The organism is Rothia aerolata (genome assembly GCF_014635585.1).
Classification (GTDB): domain Bacteria; phylum Actinomycetota; class Actinomycetes; order Actinomycetales; family Micrococcaceae; genus Rothia; species Rothia aerolata.
Window position 1 is genome coordinate 681427 of the sequence record NZ_BMDC01000001.1, and the last position, 20024, is coordinate 701450.

20 protein-coding genes are annotated in these 20024 nt (G+C 58.0%); 3 read left to right on the forward strand and 17 right to left on the reverse strand.

Features of this window, described 5'->3' with window-relative positions; all coding sequences use genetic code 11:
* Positions 1–128: 128 nt before the first annotated feature.
* On the reverse strand, positions 129–1055 hold the full coding sequence (locus IEV00_RS03035) for a co-chaperone YbbN (RefSeq protein WP_188358833.1): 927 nt from the start codon (positions 1053–1055) through the stop codon (positions 129–131).
* Positions 1056–1216: 161 nt separating this feature from the next.
* On the opposite strand from IEV00_RS03035, the gene IEV00_RS03040 reads away from it, so the two are divergent.
* Entirely contained in the window at positions 1217–2464 is a 1248-nt protein-coding gene (locus IEV00_RS03040; protein ID WP_229723033.1) for an AI-2E family transporter, read from the forward strand.
* A gap of 14 nt (positions 2465–2478) precedes the next feature.
* On the opposite strand, the gene nucS is transcribed toward IEV00_RS03040, so the two are convergent.
* A complete protein-coding gene (gene nucS, locus IEV00_RS03045) occupies positions 2479–3219 on the reverse strand; it encodes an endonuclease NucS (protein WP_373868215.1) in 741 nt (246 codons plus the stop codon).
* 73 nt (positions 3220–3292) lie between these two features.
* Here nucS and IEV00_RS03050 point away from each other — a divergent pair, with 73 nt between their 5' ends.
* The gene (locus IEV00_RS03050) at positions 3293–3628 is read left to right on the forward strand and encodes an Rv1322 family protein (protein WP_188358835.1); all 336 of its coding nucleotides are present in this window, start codon (positions 3293–3295) and stop codon (positions 3626–3628) included.
* Between the two features lie 434 nt (positions 3629–4062).
* Here the strand turns inward: IEV00_RS03050 and IEV00_RS03055 are convergent, their stop codons facing one another.
* The 13 genes from IEV00_RS03055 to IEV00_RS03115 all read right to left on the reverse strand — a co-directional run bounded on the left by IEV00_RS03055 (position 4063) and on the right by IEV00_RS03115 (position 16717).
* Positions 4063–4320, reverse strand: coding sequence for a F0F1 ATP synthase subunit epsilon (locus IEV00_RS03055; RefSeq protein ID WP_188358836.1), 258 nt, complete (start codon positions 4318–4320; stop codon positions 4063–4065).
* Between the two features lie 2 nt (positions 4321–4322).
* Positions 4323–5786 (reverse strand): F0F1 ATP synthase subunit beta, encoded by a 1464-nt coding sequence (atpD, locus tag IEV00_RS03060; RefSeq protein WP_188358837.1) that lies wholly within the window; start codon positions 5784–5786, stop codon positions 4323–4325.
* Between the two features lie 42 nt (positions 5787–5828).
* Entirely contained in the window at positions 5829–6758 is a 930-nt protein-coding gene (locus IEV00_RS03065; protein ID WP_188358838.1) for a F0F1 ATP synthase subunit gamma, read from the reverse strand.
* Between the two features lie 75 nt (positions 6759–6833).
* Positions 6834–8459: a F0F1 ATP synthase subunit alpha gene (gene atpA / locus IEV00_RS03070; protein WP_188358839.1), complete on the reverse strand. Its 1626-nt coding sequence runs from the start codon at positions 8457–8459 to the stop codon at positions 6834–6836.
* Between the two features lie 170 nt (positions 8460–8629).
* The gene (locus IEV00_RS03075; RefSeq protein WP_188358840.1) at positions 8630–9442 is read right to left on the reverse strand and encodes a F0F1 ATP synthase subunit delta; all 813 of its coding nucleotides are present in this window, start codon (positions 9440–9442) and stop codon (positions 8630–8632) included.
* Positions 9442–9990 carry a F0F1 ATP synthase subunit B gene (locus IEV00_RS03080; protein ID WP_188358841.1) on the reverse strand — a complete coding sequence of 183 codons (549 nt, stop codon included), beginning with the start codon at positions 9988–9990 and terminating at the stop codon, positions 9442–9444. Before IEV00_RS03080 ends, IEV00_RS03075 begins: the two co-directional genes overlap by 1 nt.
* A 49-nt stretch (positions 9991–10039) precedes the next feature.
* Entirely contained in the window at positions 10040–10249 is a 210-nt protein-coding gene (atpE, locus tag IEV00_RS03085) for an ATP synthase F0 subunit C (protein ID WP_188358842.1), read from the reverse strand.
* Positions 10250–10394: 145 nt separating this feature from the next.
* Positions 10395–11132 (reverse strand): F0F1 ATP synthase subunit A, encoded by a 738-nt coding sequence (atpB, locus tag IEV00_RS03090; RefSeq protein WP_373868228.1) that lies wholly within the window; start codon positions 11130–11132, stop codon positions 10395–10397.
* Positions 11133–11276: 144 nt separating this feature from the next.
* Positions 11277–11531: an AtpZ/AtpI family protein gene (locus IEV00_RS03095; protein ID WP_188358844.1), complete on the reverse strand. Its 255-nt coding sequence runs from the start codon at positions 11529–11531 to the stop codon at positions 11277–11279.
* A gap of 2 nt (positions 11532–11533) precedes the next feature.
* Positions 11534–11983 (reverse strand): hypothetical protein, encoded by a 450-nt coding sequence (locus IEV00_RS03100; protein WP_188358845.1) that lies wholly within the window; start codon positions 11981–11983, stop codon positions 11534–11536.
* A gap of 10 nt (positions 11984–11993) precedes the next feature.
* The gene (locus IEV00_RS03105; RefSeq protein ID WP_188358846.1) at positions 11994–13010 is read right to left on the reverse strand and encodes an MraY family glycosyltransferase; all 1017 of its coding nucleotides are present in this window, start codon (positions 13008–13010) and stop codon (positions 11994–11996) included.
* The gene (locus IEV00_RS03110) at positions 13010–14863 is read right to left on the reverse strand and encodes a nucleoside-diphosphate sugar epimerase/dehydratase (RefSeq protein ID WP_188358847.1); all 1854 of its coding nucleotides are present in this window, start codon (positions 14861–14863) and stop codon (positions 13010–13012) included. Before IEV00_RS03110 ends, IEV00_RS03105 begins: the two co-directional genes overlap by 1 nt.
* Before the next feature lie 3 nt (positions 14864–14866).
* Entirely contained in the window at positions 14867–16717 is a 1851-nt protein-coding gene (locus IEV00_RS03115) for a glycosyltransferase family 2 protein (RefSeq protein WP_188358848.1), read from the reverse strand.
* Between the two features lie 193 nt (positions 16718–16910).
* Here IEV00_RS03115 and IEV00_RS03120 point away from each other — a divergent pair, with 193 nt between their 5' ends.
* Positions 16911–17981 (forward strand): NAD-dependent epimerase/dehydratase family protein, encoded by a 1071-nt coding sequence (locus IEV00_RS03120; RefSeq protein ID WP_188358849.1) that lies wholly within the window; start codon positions 16911–16913, stop codon positions 17979–17981.
* A 3-nt stretch (positions 17982–17984) separates the two neighbouring features.
* Here IEV00_RS03120 and IEV00_RS03125 read toward each other — a convergent pair whose 3' ends face one another.
* Both IEV00_RS03125 and prmC read right to left on the reverse strand, forming a co-directional pair.
* Entirely contained in the window at positions 17985–19094 is a 1110-nt protein-coding gene (locus IEV00_RS03125; protein WP_188358850.1) for an L-threonylcarbamoyladenylate synthase, read from the reverse strand.
* On the reverse strand, positions 19094–20023 hold the full coding sequence (gene prmC / locus IEV00_RS03130) for a peptide chain release factor N(5)-glutamine methyltransferase (RefSeq protein ID WP_229723035.1): 930 nt from the start codon (positions 20021–20023) through the stop codon (positions 19094–19096). Before prmC ends, IEV00_RS03125 begins: the two co-directional genes overlap by 1 nt.
* Position 20024 lies beyond the last annotated feature (1 nt).

A 20024-nucleotide genomic window follows, 5' to 3' on the forward strand; every position in this document is an offset into this window, starting at 1 on the left:
GACCAGGCCGGTCGGTGGTGGCGCCAGCTGGCTGGGGCTGGCGTGAATCGCGACGAGCGCCCCGCGCGAGACGCGAGAGGGTCAGCTGGCGCCACCACCGAGCGACTGGGCAAGGCAAATCTCTTGACCTAGAAAAGTGCCATCATCAGTGCCGACCGCGCCTTCTTCACGCGGGGGTCAGCTGCTCCCACCACCTCAAACAGTTCCAGCAGGCGCTCTCGGATGACGTTCTGCTGGTCGGAATCCACCTGGGGGAAGAGCCGAATGAGCCGGTTGAAGGCATCTTCAACGTGGCCACCGGTGATGTCCAGATCAGCGATGTTCAGCGCCGCCTGCACGTCGGTGGGGTTTGACGCGGCGGCCGCCCGCGCGTCGTCCAGCTTGAGGTCTTTCACGCGGTCGAGCAGACCCACCTGGGCCAGACCAATCTTGGCGTCGTGATCGCCGGGGTTCTCGTTGAGGGCCTTGGTGTAGGCGGCCCGGGCGGCGTCATAGTCTCCGCGGTCGATAGCATCCAGGGCCTCCTGGTGCAGGGGCGGCAGGGGCTTTTCCTCGGCTTCGCCCGCGGTGTTGGGGGCAAAGCCGCCGGGCAGCTGCTGCTGGGCGGCAATCTGTAGCACCTGCTGGAGCACATCGCCCATCTGCTGCGGAGTCACCTGCGAGTTGAACATGGGGGCAGGCTGGCCCGCCAGCACGGCAATCGCCGCCGGAACTCCCTGTACCTGAAAGGCCTGGGCAACCTCGGGCAGCTTAGTAATATCCACGCTTGCCAGAAGCATGTTACCGCCGGCCGAGTTAATGAACTTCTCCAGGTGGTCTACGGTCCCCAGCGATGCCGGGGAATGGCCAGCGTAGAGGGCAAAAATCACCGCGCCCTGCGATGACATCTGCACGTACTTCTGAAAGTCCTCGGTGCTTTCTACCTCGAAACGCCAGGTGGGCTCCCCCGCCGTCTGCTCGGGGCTCTGCTGGGCATTTGCCTGAGATGCCAGGGCCGAAAGATCGGGGGCGTTGCGCACCGAAGCCGGAATGTTCTCAGCAGGATTTTCAGTCATCGTTCACTCCTTGGGGTCACACGATTTTCTCTTTTCTATCCTGCCAAATTTATAGATGAACCGCTCGGGCTTCACGCCACAGGCTGAAAAGCAACCCCGCTGGTTAGCCGTGGGGCACTAGACTTAGAGAGAAACCGCGGGCAAGAAGGGAAAGCGTGATCGTGGCTGATAAGACCTCCGGCAGTAAGCTCAAGCGATGGGTACTGCCCCGCCACCAGAAGAGGGCCAGTACCGAGACCGAGCGCTCTTTTCGGCCCTCCATTCCCTCGATTCCCTGGGCCCAGCCGCGGCCGCGTTTTGAGCCTCCTTCCACGGGTACAGTAGCTGAGTCGACTCAAGAAGAGCGCAAGGAACAACCGGTCAGCGTGGTCAACCCTGTTTTGGTGGGCTTCATGTTTACCACCGGGGTGGGCCTAGCCCTTCTGGGCTGGTGGGCCATGACCAACGTGGGTGCCCTGGCTGGCTGGGTGGTGGGTGCCCTCTTTATTGCGCTGGGTCTTGACCCCGCTGTGCGCCGTCTAGAAAAACTGGGAATGCCCCGCATTGCCGGGGTCATTAGTCTTTTCGCCCTGATCACCCTGGCTCTTACGGGGCTTCTCTCCTACGTTATCCCCCAGATTGCCAACCAGACCGTACAGCTGGTCAACGGCTTTCCCGGCATGTTCGAGGATTTTCTGATCTCAGACTTCTTTATCACCATCGATAACCAGTTTGAGGTTCGCTCCTGGGTAGACAACGAGGTTCAGGCGGGCTTCACCGAGCTGACCGGCAACACCAATGTGGTTTCGGGCTTTCTCAACAATCTGGTCAATGCTGGCTCCACCGTTGCCACCATTATCACCGGCACCCTGATTGTGCTCTTTCTTTCCCTCTACTTCCTCTCCTCCCTGCCGGTGATGAAAGCCTGGTTCGTTCGACTCACCCCCGCCAGCCGCAGAGAAAGGGTTGCCGCGCTCACCGAAAAAATTACCGCCTCGGTGGGCTACTACGTGATGGGGCAGGCTATCGTGGCCGTCTGCAACGCCACCTTTGCCCTGATCGTCATGCTCATCGTAGACGCCCCTTTCCCCCAGCTGCTCACCCTCTTCGTGGTAATTCTTGCCTTCATTCCGCTGGTGGGCGGAGTCAGCGCCGGAATCCTGGTCTCGCTTATCTGCCTGATGAACAGCTGGCAGACCGCGGTGATCTTCGCTATCTGCTACTTCATCTACCTACAGATTGAGGCCTACTTCATCTCACCGCGCATTATGTCTAAAGCGGTGGCGGTTCCCGGCGGCGTAGCAATCATTGCCGTTGCCGCCGGTGGCGCGCTCTGGGGAGTCTTGGGAGCGCTCATCGCCATTCCGATTGCTGCCTCCCTGCTGATTCTCGTGAAGGAAGTTCTCGTGCCCAGGCAGGACGCCGCCTGAGCGGCTGAGGCGCGCTAGAAGAGGCGGGCCTCGACGTCGTCCACCCCGCGCATGGCATCGTAGTCCAGAGAAACACAGCGGATTCCGCGGTCTTCAGCCAGAGTTCGAGCCTGGGGTTTAATCTTCTGGGCAGCATAGACTCCCTTGACCGGGGCAAGAAGAGGGTCGCGGTTGAGCAGTTCCAGGTAGCGGGTCAGCTGCTCCACGCCGTCAATATCGCCCACCCGCTTGAGCTCCACGGCGATGGAGACCCCGTTGGCGTCCTTGGCCATAATGTCTACCGGCCCAATAGCGGTGGGATACTCGCGGCGAACCAGGGTGTAGCCTGCCCCCAGCCGCTCAATCTGCTCGGCCAGCAGGCGCTGCAAATCCGCCTCCACGCCGTCCTTAATCAGCCCGGGGTCAACGCCCAAATCGTGGGAGAGCTCCCCCACCACCGAATAAACCCGAATCTTGAGCAGGTCATCTGATTTAGCCGCCTGAACCCGCCAGAGCTGCTGAAGGTCGGGATCGTCGGCGAGGTCGAAAGTTGAAGAGTCCTCAAGCTCCTCACGGTCGGCAATATGCATGGTGGCCGGAGGGCTCATCCAGTTCAGGGGTTTATAAGATCCACCGTCAGAGTGAATCAGCACGGAACCGTCATTTTTGACCATCACCAGCCGCGTTGCGCGCGGCAGATGGGCGTTGAGACGGCCTTCATAATCTACAGAACATTCAGCTATAACAAGACGCACGCAGATAACTCTAACATTCACGCCGCTTGCTTGACCGCTGGGTTTCTAAGCAGGCTCACCTTCTAGCCCGCGGAGGCTGTGACAGAATATAAGCATGGCTCGTAGATCTCACTCGCGCAAAAGAAGCTCAAACTCCGGCCCCGCCCCCAGCAAGTGGCAGAAAACCCCCGGCGGTGGCAGAGACATCTCGCGCATTCTCGACCCCGCGCCCAAGGTGGAGCACGCCGCAGACGGCGACTGGTTCGTTCAATACATGCCGGCGGTCAACGCAGTCAAAACCTACAAGTGCCCCGAATGCTCCCGGAACATTCCGCCGGGTGTTGCCCACCTGGTGGTCTGGCAAGAAGACCACCTCTTCGGCAGGGAGCGGGCGGTAGAAGAACGCCGGCACTGGCACCAGCACTGCTGGGATACTCGCAGAATTTTCTAGCTCTGTTATCAGGCCGGGCTCCGCGATTCTCTTCACTTGAGGATTATAGGAAGAAAAGTGCATCCCCAACACCCCAAAATCCAGCACCAGCGATATGGGCCATTTGTGGATTTTTCGCGGAAACAAGTTCCCGGTACACAAAGATTCCCGCTGAGGTGCCAAAAGTACACGCAAAACCCGGCTGAAAGACCAAAGGTACACCTGTATTCCCTGGGTACACGTCTAGATGTGTACCCAGGGTATACAGGTGTACCTACGCCAGCCCGGCAAGAAGAACTTGTACCCTTCCCCAGCTGAGATTCCTCGAGAGGCCATTTTTATACCGAAAACCTGCGAAAACCGGTTTAAAAATGGCCACTGGCAATCACGGCAACCCGTGCAGTGCTTAAAATGCAGAGCGCCCCTGCCTAATGAGGCAGGGGCGCTCTCTTTGTTTAGACCTGAGCGTGCTTAGCAGCGATGGTCACCCGATCGTTAGATACGGTCAAGAAACCTTCCTGCAGGCGGGTCACAATCTTTTCGCCCGAAACGGGTTCAATCAGCAACTCGCCGTCCTCAGCCAACAAGGCCATGGTTGGAATGTGGCCGGGCAGCACACCGATATCGCCATCGGCGGTACGCGCACGCACGTACTTTGCTTCGCCCTCCCACACCTTGTGCTCGCGGGATACTACTTCGACCTGTAGTGCCATGATTACTTGGCTCCAGTCTGTGCCTTGATTTCCTCGTACTGGCGGAAGACGTCGTCCATGCCACCAATGTTGTAGAAGGCCTGCTCGGGAATGTGGTCAACATCGCCACGGCAGATCATCTGGAAGGACTCAATGGTGTCCTTCAGCGGAACAGTTGAACCCTCCACACCGGTGAACTGCTTAGCAGTGTAGGTGTTCTGAGAGAGGAACTGCTCAATACGGCGGGCACGAGAAACAACAACCTTCTGCTCTTCGGAAAGCTCGTCAACACCAAGAATCGCAATGATGTCCTGGAGTTCCTTGTTTTCCTGCAGGATTGCCTTGACCTGAATCGCGGTGTCGTAGTGTTCCTGACCAATGTACTGGGGGTCAAGAATACGTGACGATGAAGTCAGCGGGTCAATCGCGGGGTACAGACCACGAGATGCGATTTCACGGTTGAGCTCGGTGGTTGCATCCAGGTGAGCGAAGGTGGTTGCAGGTGCCGGGTCGGTGTAGTCATCCGCAGGCACGTAAATTGCCTGCATGGAGGTGATGGAGTGACCGCGGGTTGAGGTAATGCGCTCCTGCAACAGACCCATTTCGTCAGCCAGGTTGGGCTGGTAGCCCACAGCTGAAGGCATGCGGCCGAGCAGGGTGGAAACCTCAGAACCTGCCTGGGTGAAGCGGAAGATGTTGTCGATGAAGAGCAGCACGTCCTGGTTCTGAACATCGCGGAAGTACTCCGCCATGGTCAGACCGGTCAGCGCAACGCGCAGACGAGTTCCCGGGGGCTCATCCATCTGGCCGAACACGAGTGCGGTGTCTTTTAGAACACCTGCCTCTTCCATTTCAACCCAGAGGTCGTTACCCTCACGGGTACGCTCACCAACACCGGTGAACACCGAGGTACCACCGAAGTTACGAGCCACACGGGTAATCATTTCCTGAATCAGAACGGTCTTACCCACACCCGCGCCACCGAAGAGGCCAATCTTACCGCCCTTGATGTAGGGGGTCAGCAGGTCGATGGACTTAATACCGGTCTCCAGCATCTCGGTTGAACCCTCAAGTTCAGCGAAGCTAGGAGCCTTACGGTGAATAGCCCAGAGGTCATCAGCCTTGATCTCAGACTGGTCTACGTCCAGGGCCTCGCCCAGCACGTTGAAGATGTGGCCCTTGACGCCGTCGCCCACGGGCACGGAGATGGGGGCACCGGTATCAACTACCGACTGGCCGCGCACCAGACCGTCGGTGCCCTTGAGCGAAATCGCGCGAACGATGGAGTCGCCCAGGTGCTGTGCGGTCTCGAAGGTGATGGAGGTGGTCTCACCGTTGACGGTGAGCTCGGTACGCAGAGCGTTGTAAATATCGGGAACCTGGCCCGCCGGGAACTCGACGTCGACCACAGGGCCGATGACGCGCGCGATGCGGCCGGTAGCGCCCTGAGTCGGCGCGGTTGCCGATTCATTCAGAGTGGAAGTCATTGTTCTCACTTACCTAATGTAAAAGTGGGTAGTTTGGTCGTCTTAGGAGGCGAGGGCGTCCGCGCCGCCAACAATTTCAGAGAGCTCCTGAGTAATCGCTGCCTGACGAGCGTTATTCATGAGTCGGGTGTACTTCTTGATGAGCTCGTCTGCGTTATCACCGGCAGACTTCATTGCCCGCTGACGCGAAGCGAGCTCGGAAGCAGCTGCTTCCAGCAGGCAGGCGTACAGACGCGATGCAATGTAGCGGGGCAGAAGTGCATCCAAAACTTCCTGAGGAGAAGGCTCAAACTCGAACACTGCGTTCTGCTTGAACTGCTCGTCCTCAAGACGCTCACCGGGAACAATTTCCTCACCGATGTTGCGGGCATCAGCCACGGCGATGGGCAACATGCGAAGAATGGTTGTCTCCTGAGTAACCATGGAAACGAACTCGGTGTAGACAACGTGAAGGTCATCAACGCCACCCTCTTCGTAGGGGCGGGTAAATGCTTCGAGCAGAGCATCGCGCATTTCCACTGCCATCTCTACGTTGGGAGAGTCGGTGTTGCCTTCCCAGGCACGCTCGTAGGGGCGTTCACGGAAATCGAAGTAGGACTTCGCTTTACGACCCACGAGGTAGAGCTGAACTTCGCGACCTTCGCCCTTGAGCTTCTCAATCAGGCCCTCGGTCTTCTTCAGAATCGATGAAGAGTAGGAACCTGCCAGACCGCGGTCAGAAGTCATCACCAGAATTGCCGAACGGCGGTGCTGGGCGTCTTTCTGACCAATCAGCGGGTGCTGGATTGAATGCTGGGTTGCGATGGCAGAGACCGCCTTGGTCAAAGCAACAGCGTAGGGGCTGGCTGCGTCGGCGCTCTTGCGTGCCTTGTTAATACGAGAGGTCGCGATCATCTCCATCGCCTTGAAGATTTTCTTCATAGACGATGTCGAAGCAATCTTTTGACGGTAAACCCTAATTTGGGCTCCCATAGAGCTTCCTTTCAGTTCTTGGTTCTGCCCCTACCCTACTCAAGCGGGTAGGGGCATGACTCCAAGAATCAATCGCTAACCAATAGTTTCCTGTGAGATTTCAGAACCGTTGACGGGCTTGTGCTCTTCGTGACCTGCATCGACCAGGTGGCTGGTGCCCTCTGAACGGAAATCACGCTTGACTGCCTCAACGCTTGCCTTGAGCTCTGCGACGTATTCGTCTTCGAGCTTGCCGGTCTCAGCGATGTTCTGCAGAACGTTGCTGTTGCGGCGCAGGTAGTCGATGTATTCCTTCTCAAAGCGGAGCACATCGGAGACCTCGAGGTCATCCAGGTAGCCCTTGGTACCCGCCCAGATGGAGGCAACCTGTTCCTCAACTGCGTAGGGTGTGTACTGGGGCTGGCGCAGAAGCTCGGTCAGGCGAGCACCGCGGGTCAGCTGCTGCTTGGAGGCGTCGTCCAGATCGGAGGCGAACATTGCGAAAGCTTCCATCGCACGGTACTGAGCCAGATCCAGCTTGAGGGTACCGGAGACCTTCTTCATTGCCTTGGTCTGTGCAGCACCGCCCACGCGAGACACCGAGATACCCACGTCAACTGCGGGGCGCTGGTTTGCGTTGAAGAGGTCGGACTGCAGGAAGATCTGACCGTCGGTAATGGAGATAACGTTGGTCGGAATGAAGGCAGAGACGTCGTTTGCCTTGGTTTCGATAATGGGGAAACCGGTCATGGAACCTGCGCCCAGCTCGTCGGAGAGCTTTGCGCAACGCTCCAGCAGGCGGGAGTGCAGGTAGAAGACGTCGCCGGGGTAGGCCTCGCGTCCCGGAGGACGGCGTAGCAGAAGGGAAACCGAACGGTAGGCTTCTGCCTGCTTTGAGAGATCATCGAAGATAATCAGAACGTGCTTGCCGCCGTACATCCAGTGCTGGCCAATGGCAGAACCGGTGTAGGGAGCCAGGTACTTGAAGCCAGCAGCATCGGATGCGGGAGAAGCAACGATGGTGGTGTACTCAAGAGCACCATTGTTCTCGAGGGTCTGGCGAACAGAGGCAATGGTAGAAGCCTTCTGACCAACAGCCACGTAGATGCAACGTACCTGCTTGTTGGGATCGCCGGATTCCCAGTTAGCCTTCTGGTTCAGAATGGTGTCAACTGCGATTGCAGTCTTACCGGTCTGGCGGTCGCCAATAATCAGCTGGCGCTGGCCGCGGCCGATCGGAATCATGGCGTCGATTGCCTTGAGACCGGTCTGCAGGGGCTCGTGCACTGACTTACGCATGGTCACGCCGGGTGCCTGCAGTTCCAGAGCACGGCGACCCTCTGACGCGATTTCGCCAAGATCGTCAATGGGGTTACCCAGGGGGTCAACGACGCGACCCAGGTAGCCGTCGCCTACGGGAACAGAAAGAACCTCACCGGTACGGTGAACTTCCTGGCCCTCTTCAATGCCGGTGAAGTCACCGAGCACGATTGCACCAATTTCGCGGGTATCGAGGTTCTGTGCTAGACCAAGGGTGCCGTCTTCAAAGCGAAGCAGCTCGTTAGCCATAGCAGAGGGAAGACCCTCGATGCGTGCAATACCGTCAGATGCAGACGATACGCGACCCACCTCTACTCGTTCTGTGTTGCCGGGTTCGTAAGACGCCGCGAATTCGTTCAGCGCATTACGGACATCATCGGCATTGATGGTCAAATCGGCCATCTTGTGTCCCTGCTCTCCTTATTTGTAATCTTTGCCGGTCATCTGAGATGACCTCTGCAAAGATCGAAACTTGCTTATACGGATAACGTTCCCGTCCACTCAAGTGGGCGTGTACGGGAACGGGGCCGTACACGTGTATCTGCTCAATCACCGTTGAACGGTGACCGAAACTAGTTGAATGATCGGTTGAGTTCGTTCAGACGAGTCTGGACTGAGCCGTCCATCATTTCGTCGCCTACCTGAACTCGCAGACCACCGATGAGTTCCGGTTCAACAGTGATATCAAGCTTCAGTTCTTTGCCGTAAGCCTTTGAAAGACCTGCGCGAAGCTTCTCAATCTGCGCTTCGGTGAGCGGTGTAGCGGTTTCCACACGCGCAATCGAACGGTGCTGACGCTCCACGATGGTTTCAACGAACGATTCAGCCAACCGGGCCGGGGTGGTACCGCGGGGGGTGGAGCTGGCACGTTCAACCAGAATGCGGCCTTCGGTGGAATCGGGGTTACCCGCCAGTACCAGGGCCAGCTTCTTCTTGGCTTCGTCAGTTGCGCGATCGTCGGTCAGTGCTGACTGAGCTTCTGCAGAACCGTTAACGGAGTTGACAAAAGTCAAAAGCTCGTTGATTACGGTTTCCAGTGCCTCTACTCCCCCACGCTGTTCAGCGGAGATAGCAAGAGCGCTGACTGCAGAGGTTTCAAGAGCATCAGCCAGATCCCGTTCGTGGGACCAGCGAGCTGCTGCTGCGGTTGAAACAACGTTTACCGCTGCTTCTGAAACCTTGCCGCCCAATACTGACTTGACGATGCCCGCCCGTGCTTCTTCAGAACGAGCGGGGTCAACCAGACCGCGACGCAGGCTACCGTCATTGTCAATAACATCGGCGATAGCGAAAAGTTCCTGAGCAAGATGATCAGGGCTTACTGCAGTGTTTGCGGTAAGTGCCGTCTCCACCTTCTTCAGCGATTCAGTAGATACTCCTGCCATTACCGAGTTGCACCTGCGTTCTGCTTCTCGGCTTCAAGGTCAGCAAGAAAACGATCTACCACACGGGCCGATCGCTCATCATCATTGAGGGATTCGCCCACAATCTTACCTGCCAGAGTAGTTGCCAGTGAGCCTACCTCAGAGCGGAGGGAGACAATGGCAGCTGCACGTTCAGCTTCGATAGTCTTCTGAGCGTTGTCGGTAATGCGCTGTGCCTCAACATTTGCGCGCTCCTTGAACTCTGCAAGAATTGCTTCGCCCTCGTTGCGTGCTTCTTCGCGAATTCGCTGTGCTTCCAGACGAGCGCTTTCGAGCTGCTGGTTGTACTCTTCGCGTGCTGCGGCAGCTTCAGCCTGAGCTTTCTCAGCCTTGGCAAGACCGCCCTCAATCGCTTCCTTACGATCCTGATAGATCTTTTCGAACATCGGGATAACGTATTTGGCAACGATGAAGAGGAGGATCAGGAACCCAATGGCGGTAATGACTATTTCCCAGATGTTCGGGACGAGGGGGTTAGCGCCCTCCTCAGCAGCCATCAAAAGTGACATAGGGGAAATTCCTGTTCTATAGATTGGTCAAAAACGGCTTTCGCCAGTCTTACATAATGAAGGCGAGAACCAGGCCAAGAATTGCCAGTGCCTCAACCACTGCGAAGCCCATGAACAGCATAGGCTGCAGGGTGCGCTGGGACTCGGGCTGGCGAGCAACGGAGGTCATGTAAGCAGCGAAGATCAGACCCACGCCGATGCCGCCACCGATAGCTGCAAGGCCGTAACCGATAACGCTCAGTGAACCTGCGATTTCCATGTTTTTTCCTTTCAACAGTGCTCGCGTCTCAAGTGTGTGTAAACGAGCAGAGTTACTTTGGGGTTATGTCACTACCCGCCGCAAGAGCGGGTCGCTATATTCAACGACTTACCTGAACTTGGTTGAGCAGGTAATCGCGAAAACTTTAGTGGCCTTCTGAGACCGAGCCCTGCAGGTAAACGGCCAGCAGCAGGGCGAAGATGTAAGCCTGGATGCACTGAATCATCAGCTCAAGGAAGAAGAGGAAGATACCCAGAGCCAGAGGGGCCAGGGAACCGAGCCAGCCGCCAAGACCACCGACGGTCACAGCAAGGTGGCTCATCAGAGCGGCAGCAACCATCATTGCCATATGACCGCCGAACATGGTGGCGAAGAGACGCAGTGCGTGGGTCACCGGGCGAATCAGCAGGTTGGAGAGGAACTCAATCGGAATCAGAATGATGTAGAGAACCGGAGGAACGCCCGAGGGCATGGTGAGATCCTTGAAGAAACCTCCCAGACCCTTGCGCTTGATACCCACACCAACCCAGGTTAGCCAGGCAATTGCTGCCAGCACATAGGCGGAGCCTGCGTGAGAGAGCGTGGGTAGCTGGAAGAAGGGAATTGAACCGTAGAGGTTGTTCACCAGAATGAAGAAGAAAGAGGTGAACAGCAGGGGCACAAAGGGCTTGAAGTGGTGGGCGCCGATGAGCTGCTTGCCCAGGGAGTTACGCACAAAGCCGTAGCCCATTTCAGCAACAAACTGGCCCTTGCCGGGAACCATTGCCCGCTTGCGACCTGCCAGCATGAAGAAGCCAGCCACAATCACTACAGACAGAAGCACCAATAGCATCTGCTTGCCGAACCCAAATGAGCCAATTTCAAAGAAATTGGGCAGGTGCATGTCCTCCACGGTAGGAGGAGTGAATCCACCAGCGGCGTTCACTAGACCGTCTACGATCAAGGCAAGTCCTTTCTTGCTCCCTGTCAAAATTGCCGGGCAATTTTGTTGCATCTTTAGTGTGTATGCGTGATTCTACGTTTTATCTTATTTGCTGTTTCTCATGTGGTAATAGACCAGATAGAAGCCACCAAAAGCCCCAATCAAAGCCCCAATCCACACAATCCAAGACGTGCCGAAAAGGCGATCCAGCCCATAGCCTACCAAACTCCAGAAAGCTATGCCGATTATGACGTAGAGGATAGTCATAACCGCGCCTGCGGTTCCCCCACCAGAGACTAAATCACCTGCTGAGCGGAGCTCTTTATCGCCGTCCCACCATTTCTTTTTGGGTTCACCCACGGCTATCTTTCACCCCGCCTAGCGATTTCTTGATCATGGTCGTCAAAGTACAAAATTCTGAGCCCCGTTAAGGCTTTCATGAGGGTTGCAAGCCACAGCGAAACTCCCAGAATCGCGCCGGTTAGCAACCAGCCGTTCAGCAGGTTCTGCGGCACCGGTACGACCAGAAGCAAAACCAGACCCAGCACAACCTTGAGTACATAGACTGCCATCAGTCGCCGGGCGCTCTCTGCCATTGAGACCTTCTCAGATTTAACCGCAACCACTATGTCCAGTGTAAACCAGAGATAAACGATGACCGAACCGAGGGTAAAGCCAAGAAATCCAGAAAACCCTGCAATGACGGCAGACACCATCATACCGGCTAATGTAACGATTACGTATACTTTACTCACCGCGCCCAGAATAGTTTTCCAGGGAAGGGCTTTCACCGGCCCGGTACCCGCCCACATACTCCGCTTTTTAGGCATGCTTCTGTGCCTTGGCGAGGATGTTCGGCAGGCTGAGGTAAACAAGCAGAATCACGATAACAGCTATGCCAGCCCACAGGGCATTCTGGGTCTCATAGGGCAAAGCCACGATGGTAATTACCGAGATGAGAACGGTGGTAGCCGCTACGGTCAGGGCACTGGCGAGGTGGCTGAAGCCGCGGTCGGTTAGCCGCTGATAAACGTGGGAGCGGTGGGGCTTATACCACTGCTCCCCCTTGGCAATGCGGCTGAGAAGAGTGAAGCCGGTATCTGCCAGGTAGACCATCACCGGTGAGAGCAGGTATTCGAGATAGACGCCGGAGAGGAAAGCGCCCACCGCCATAGCGGCGATAGCACCGCCCAGAAAGTAGGAGCCCGCATCCCCCAAAAATACATTCTTCCCGGTACGAACGTTCCAGGGCAGAAAAGCCAGGTAGGCACCGGCTACAGCGACTCCCCCAGCGATGAGCCAGGGCATCTGGTTAACCCAGCCGGCATAGGCGTAGAAGCCGCCCACCACAAAGCCGTGCAGGCCCGAGATGCCGTTGACGCCGTCCATAAAATTAACCACGTTGATGTAGGCGGCTACGGCGAATACGCCCACCGGTATCCACCAGATAGAGGTGTTAAGGCTGGCGGTGAGAGTGACCGTCACTAGCAGGCCGATGAGCAGCTGGCTCAGAAAGCGAATCTTGATAGAGACCCCGCGGAAATCTTCCAGCCATCCCAGGGTTCCGGAAAGCACCATTCCGCCGAGTACCGCTAGGGCAACCGAGCGGTCGGTGGGAATCAACCCCGTTAGAAGGGCCAGCACAAAAGCTGCGCTGGCAGCCAGGGCGGTGGCCAACCCCATGCCCCGGAAGGTCGGTTCGGTATGGGAGGAACGGTGGGTTGGAATATCCACCAGGTTCCAGCGGTGGAGCAGGGGGCGCACCGCCAGGGGCAGGGTAAGTCCCAGACAGAAGGCCACCAGGCCCGGTAACAGAGCAACGGATACTAAGTTGTTCATTAGGAACTCTGCCCCTTATGTTCTGCCCGCTCATAGCCGCGGTGGCGCAGGTAGTTTTCGTGCCAGCTTGCATAGTCCAGCGAGAGCGGATCCAAGGCAGGTGCCTGGGCGTGCGAGATAAAGCGGTTTTTCTCGCTCTGCTGCATGACTTCATCTTTACCGAAGAGCACCTCTTCTAGCTTCTCGCCGGGGCGCATCTGGGTAATCTCGATGTCCACGTCATAACGTTCGTAGAGACGCCGCAGGTTCTCAGCGACGTCATAAATCCGCACCGGCTTACCCATATCCAGCACCATCACATCTCCCGAATTTCCCACGGCCCCGGCCAGCATCACCAGCAGGCAGGCATCGGGAATCAGCATGAAGAAGCGGGTTGCTTCGGGGTGGGTAACGGTAATGGGGCCGCCGTCCTTAATCTGCTGGGTGAAGATTGGCTTGACCGAACCTCGGGAGCCAAAGACGTTGCCGAAACGCACCGAAACGTAGCGCTTACCCGTCTTCTTTCCGTACCAGCTACAGAGCATCTCTGCGGTGCGCTTGGACTGGCCCAGGGCGGTGGTGGGGTCTGCCGCCTTGTCGGTGGAGACATTGACGAAAACATCAACGTCTACCTTAGATGCAGCTTCAAGCACGTTTCGACTACCCAGGGTGTTGGTTTTCCAGGCTTCCTTGGGGTAAGCCTCAAGTGCAGATACATGCTTAAGCGCCGCCGCATGGAAGACTACTTCAGGACGACGCTCGTCAAAGACCGCCGCCAGCGCCTCCCGGTCGCGAATATCGGCGAGAATAATGCAATCATCATCTAGCGCAGTTGAGCCCATTAGAGAGTACTTGCTCTCCATGAGCAGGGTCTCATCGTGGTCTAGCAAGAGCAGTTCAGCGGGGCTGTACTTGACGATCTGTCGGCACAGTTCAGAGCCGATAGAACCGCCGGCACCGGTCACCAGCACGCGCTTGCCGGTGATGTAGGCGGAGATGTCGGAGTCGTTAATGTCGTAGTCAATCTTGCCGCGTACGCCCTCAAGAATCATGCGGTTGGCATCTTCTGACTCGGCATCGTGCTCCCCCGTCACGTCCGAAATCATGCCGGTAATTTTATTAACCTCAACCTCAAGTTCACGCATTTTCAGGGCAACGCGCTCATAGAGCTTATCGTTGGGGTTGCTCATCGCGAAGAAAACCTTCTTCACTCCGAGCTTCTGCACCAGCTGGGCGAGGTCAGAGCCGGTTCCCTTAACGTTGACCGAGTGAATCCGAGCATTACGCAGGGCCGGGTCGTCGTCCACAATCGCCACCGGCCGGTACTTGCTTTCGGGGTCAGACATGAGGGAAGAAATCAGGGAGCGGCCCACGAAACCGCCGCCGTAGACAATCACCGGCTCGCTGAGCAGGGTGTCGGGGCGGTTGGTAATGTCTTCAACAATGCGCTTGGCGTAGCGCATAATCATCATGGCAATCACAGCGAAGGGGAAGGCGATAATCACCACCGAGCGGGGAACGTCGATATGCCAGGCGAAGAGTAGCAGTGCCGCCTGGATAATCACCACGTCTACCACTACCACCGGAAAGAGAATCTTTCCCTCGGCAAAGGAGCCGTAGGAGTAGCGGTTACGGTAGAGGCCCAGGATAAAGCCCAGCACCAGTTGAATCACAATTGCCAGCGCCAGCACGATAGTAAAGCCCAGGGGGTTAATCAGGTCGGCATCGCCGTAGCGGAGAAAAAAGCCGATGGGAAGGGCAATCAGCCAGGCCAGGGCGTCGAGGAGCATCTGCACAAAACGCCACCAGGGCTTTCGCTCGCTACTTCCCGAATACACTACGGGAAGGCTCTGAGTTACGGGGGAATTCTGCACGCCTTAACCTTCCCTTTTCTTCTTCGCTTTACCAATTAGCTGGCGAAAGGCCAGCTGTCTCATGTTCTGGGGGGCCATTCTGTAGACCAGGCGAACGGCTAGGTTCTGAGCCAGTTGAAGTTTACCCGTTGCCCCCGCAGTGTAGAGGGTCTGCTGCACCACCAGGTCTTTCTTAAAGGAGTCGAACCCTCCCCTGCGGGCGTAAACACCGGCTCCGGTACGGTATTTAACCAGGGCTTGCTCGCAGTTTTCCAGAATAAAACCGAGCCGGGCCAGGCGAATCCACAGCCAGTAGTCCTCGGCACCGGGGGTTTCCTCGTAGCCCCCCACCGCCAGCACCGCCGACTTTCTAAAGACCACCGTGGGGTGGAAGATGGGATTACGCCGGGGCAGGGTTCTGAAAATCTCGTCTGCGCCCACCTTTGCCCGACGCTGGCAGTCCACCCGCGCGCCGTCGGCAGACATCTCCCACATCGAAGCACCCAGCACCGCCGTACGGCTGCCCTCCATCTGCGGAATCTGGGTAGCGAAACGCTCTGGCAGGGAAATATCGTCTGCATCTGCCCGTGTCACCAGCTCAAAGCTACAGTGGGCAAGTCCCTCGTTCAGGGCGTTGGCCAGGCCGGTGTTGGCTGCAAGTTCCACGATTTTCAGCGGGGGAACTTCCCCCGCCTGAGACTTCTGCGCCCAGCGGCCAATCACGGTTTCCAGGGCAGCAGGTAGGGGGCCGTCTTTGACCAGCACCATCTCATCGGGGGTAAGCTTCTGTTCCACCAGATTTGAGGCCAGGGCCTGCTCCAGGTACTCGGGGGTATCCCCGGCATAGGTAGACATCAACACCGAAAAACGTGAATCGCTCAGGGGCTGAATGCCCTCGGCAATCCGGGGAAACTCAAGCTCGTAGACACCCGCCAGCACCTCATCGTTGGGGCGGAAGGGCACCAGAGCGTCACGGATTCCCCGGGCTAAATAACCAGCATAGGTCTTCTTATACTCGGTACGAAGCAGGGTCGATATCCACAGTCGCGCCGTCGATCCGCCGTAGAGGAACTTCTCCAGCGGAGTCAGCGTGCGGCGCCGGCAGAAGAGCCAGAGCTTATTACGTACGTCATTGTAGAAGCGGGGGCCGGGGTTAGCATCGGTGTTTTCCCGCTGCTTGGTGTGATGGTAGGCCACCGACTCGTTGGCCGAAATCGCCCGCCGGTGGTGGCCCAGGCGGGTGGTGTACTCAAAGTCGTCATTCCAGATAAAGAAGTCAGCGATGGGCAGGCCCACCCGGCGCATCACGGCGGCGTCCATCATCACCGAGACGAAGGACGCCGATCGAATGGGCCGCGCCCCCACGGCGGCGGCGCGGCGGTGCAGCCGAGTAGAGGCCCCAAACATGGTGCGCGGGGTGTTCATGGGGTGGTCTTTGCCGTCGGTCCACAGCACGCGGGAGGCAACAAAGGCAGGCCGCTGCCCTGTTGAAGCCGAGTAGTCCTTCCAGGCGCGCACGCTCTCAGCCAGGGTAGATTCGGTGGGCTCGGTGTCGTCGTCCATCACCCAGACCAAATCGGCGCGGTGGCGGCAGAGCGCCCGGTCGATACCCACGGTAAAGCCCCCGGCCCCGCCCATGTTCTTGCTCAGGTGCACAATGTCCAGGGGAATCTCATAGTTCAGGGATTCCAAATAATCAGCGGTGCCATCGGTAGAGGCGTTATTGATAATGACCACCTGGTCAGGCCGCAACCGGCCCGCAGCAAGGCCCGCCAGAGTCTTGGGCAGAAGATCCATACGGTTATAGGTCACCACCACCGCGGTGACCCTAGGTTCCTCTTGCCCCGAGCTAAGTGGCTTAAAATCAGTGGTCATAAGTTAGCCGACCGCTACCCTTTCACAAAAAACAGACTAGTTGCTAGTTTACTTTAAGTTTTAGGTTCACTTCACCCCGGCAGAACCCGAGGCACCTGAAAGAATACTGTGTCAAATACTTATTTTCAGCCGAACTATGCGAAAGTTATTGTGTAACGCTCAAACAAGCGAACAGCCAAGGAAAGGTTCAGCTGTGGCATCATCCGACTGGAAAGTTATCGGCGCAAGCGGATTCGTGGGCTCCTCCATTTTGGCGAGGTTGCGGGCAGACGGTATTGAGGCCTCTCCCATCGAAGCGCCCCGTCTGGCCACCAAGCAGACCGACCCTTCAGCGATTATCAAAGAGGCGCGAAAGCTTGAGGGAATCATCGACTCGCTTGCTGACTCTTTTGCAGGTGCCGAGGTCGTAGTCAACGCCTCCGGCCTGGCAGCTCCCAACCAGCAGGAACTCCGCCCCCTGCTCGGTGCCAATGCCCTGCTACCGGCCGTCATTGCTATTGCCGCCCAGCGCACCGGTGTGAAGCGTATGATTCACATGTCGTCGGCAGCGGTGCAGGGGCCGGTTCGAACCCTCACCGACTCGACTGCCACCGATCCCTTCTCCGCCTACTCCTACTCAAAGGCCCTGGGCGAGGAGGTACTGATTCGTCTGGGAGATTTTGTTGAAGAAACCGCTGCGGCGGGCGTGGCACCCGGTTCCACCGAGTCTTCTTTCCCGCCTGCGCCCTCGAGCGCGCCCGTGAGCGTCTCCCCCCACCACGCCCTGGAACTGTGCATTGTGCGCGCCACCAGCGTTCAGGGGGCTGGCCGGAAAACCACCGAGTCTTTTGCAAAGATTGCTTCTTCTCCCCTGGCCTCTGTGGCGGGTCGAAAGATGCGTAAGTCTCCGGTGTCATCCTCCTACGGTCTGGCAGAGTTCGTCTCGATGGTGGGCCAGTTTGAGGGCCGCCTGCCGCGAATCGTGGTTCAGCCCTGGGAGTCCACCACCGCAGAGTCGGTTCTGATTGATGCGGGACGACGCCGCCCCCTTCACCTGCCCGCCCCGCTCTGCGCGGCGGCAGTCTCGACCGGCTACGCTGTCTCCTCCCTGCTACAGGGCCGCCTTCAGGGCGCCGTGCGCCGTCTGGAAGTCATGTGGTTTGGCCAGGATATTGACGATTCCTGGGCCCGCTCCCACGGTCTGATTCCTGAACCCCGCGTGCAGGAGGTTCTGCGCACCGCCCACCTGGCACTGGGTAAGAAATCAGACCGCAAGTACGACTAAGGCCTAGCTTTCTGTGACGGACCCGCCCAGGTTCTGCTGGGCCGAGTCCTGATCAGCAGTAGAGAAAACCAGGGCGTGGGCCTCGGAAACCGAAACCGGCTTGGTCTTGTTGGCTCCGTTCGCCTTCGAAGCCTCCTGGCGGTGCGCTTCTTTGGTACGCATCTGGTCCACGGCGGGAGAAGAGCTAGAACCCACCAGACCGGCATTAAAGGTGCCAGCGGCAGGGGCAGCAGCCCGGGGGCCTTCACCCAAACCGCGAGAACCGGCTGCCCCAGCGGCGTCATGATTCTCTGACTCCTCTGCGGTATTGTCTTCTACCCTCGTCTGGGCTAGGTCAGCGGCAACACTTCCGCCCCTCTGCGAGGGCGCGGTGGTTGCCGCTGAATCGACAGAACGCAACGACGATTTATTGTTCTGCTCTTCTAGCTCCGCCTTGCTCACGATAGAGGGCACAACCTCGCGAAGCTCTTCCAGCGAAATAGCGCCCTCGCGCACCACTACCAGCCGGTCTGAGGTGCAGTCAACGATGGTGGAGGGAAGCACATCCGCTGAGTCCAGGTGCTTACCGCGCGAGATCGGGCGGGTTCCGCCGTCAACAATCAGCTCGACGTCCTCACCCAGCTGTTCCAGCGCTTCCTGGGCAGAGGTGGCGGCAATACGGCCGGTCTTATTCGCCGAAGAAACCGCCAGAGGGCCCACCTGGCGCAACAGGTTCAGGGTCAGGGGGTCATTGGGCACGCGCAGAGCAACGGTACCCTGGGCATCGCCGAGGTCCCAATTCAGCGAGGGCTGGCTGTAAAGAATCAGGGTCAGCGCACCGGGCCAGAACTTGCGGGCCAGAGCAGTGGCATCGTCTGAAACATCATCTGCCAGACCGGGCAGCACCGCCTCGTCAAAAATCAGCACCGGCGGGGGCATCTTGCGCGAGCGCCCCTTAGCAGAGAGCAGGGCAGCAACTGCCTCGGGCGAGAAAGCATCGGCGGCAATTCCGTAGACGGTGTCTGTGGGAATCACAATCGTCTTCTTCGCGCGCAGGGCGGTCTGCGCCGCAGAGATTGCTTCTTCGCGGGTTTCATCGGTCTCGGTTGAATACACTTGAGCGTTCACGGACATTATTGTCTCACTTCTTTAGGTTTAATTCCTGCGGTGTGCCGGGGCCTGCCGGTGAGGTCACGGATCGATTCAATCTCGATAAAACCTGCCAGTTGAAGCACCTGCCGCATAGCCTCGCCCTGGGTTTCGGCGTGTTCACAGATGAAAAAGCCGCCGGGGGCCAGCAGGCTATAGGCGCGGGTGGTGATCTGAGAAGGAATCAGCAGACCGTCATCGCTACCGCCATAGAGGGCAAGGGCAGGGTCGTGGTCGCGCACCTCGGGGTCTTTGGGAATCGCCTGCTGAGGGATATAGGGCGGGTTTGCTGCCACAATATCGAAGCTACCTTCTTCACCCTCGAAAGCTGTTCTCGCGTCACCCAAGACCAGGCGCACTCCTCTGCCCTCAAGGTTCTTTGAGGCCCAGGCGTAGGCGAGCTCGCTCAGCTCAATGGCCGATACCTCCACCTCGCTGGCTTCCTCAGCCAGGGAAGCAGCGATTGCTGCCGAGCCGGTGCAGAGGTCAGCGATTTTCAGCCTGCGCTGGGTTTTCTCTGCTGTGCGGACGGCGCTCACCCGCTCGAGCACGCGACTCACCAGTTCTTCGGTTTCGGGGCGGGGGACAAACACTCCGGGGCCCACCGCGAGTTCCAATGAGCGGAAGTAGGCCCGGCCGGTCAGGTGCTGGAGGGGGATTCGCCTACCCCTCTCCCTCACCAACCCTTCATAGAGAGCGGCGAAATCCTCTGAAACCTGGGTGCCCATCAGCGCTAGCGCCTGCACCCGCCCGCGGGAGACCTGCTCCCCCGCCGTCCTTTCCCAGACAAAAGCGGCCAGCAGCTGGGCATCGGCTAAAGCAGACTCCACCCCGGCAGAGGCAAGGTAGCCAGAAGCCCGGCGAAGAACCTTCTCTAGGTCTTCACCGGGCAACACGGATAATTCTTCACTCAAA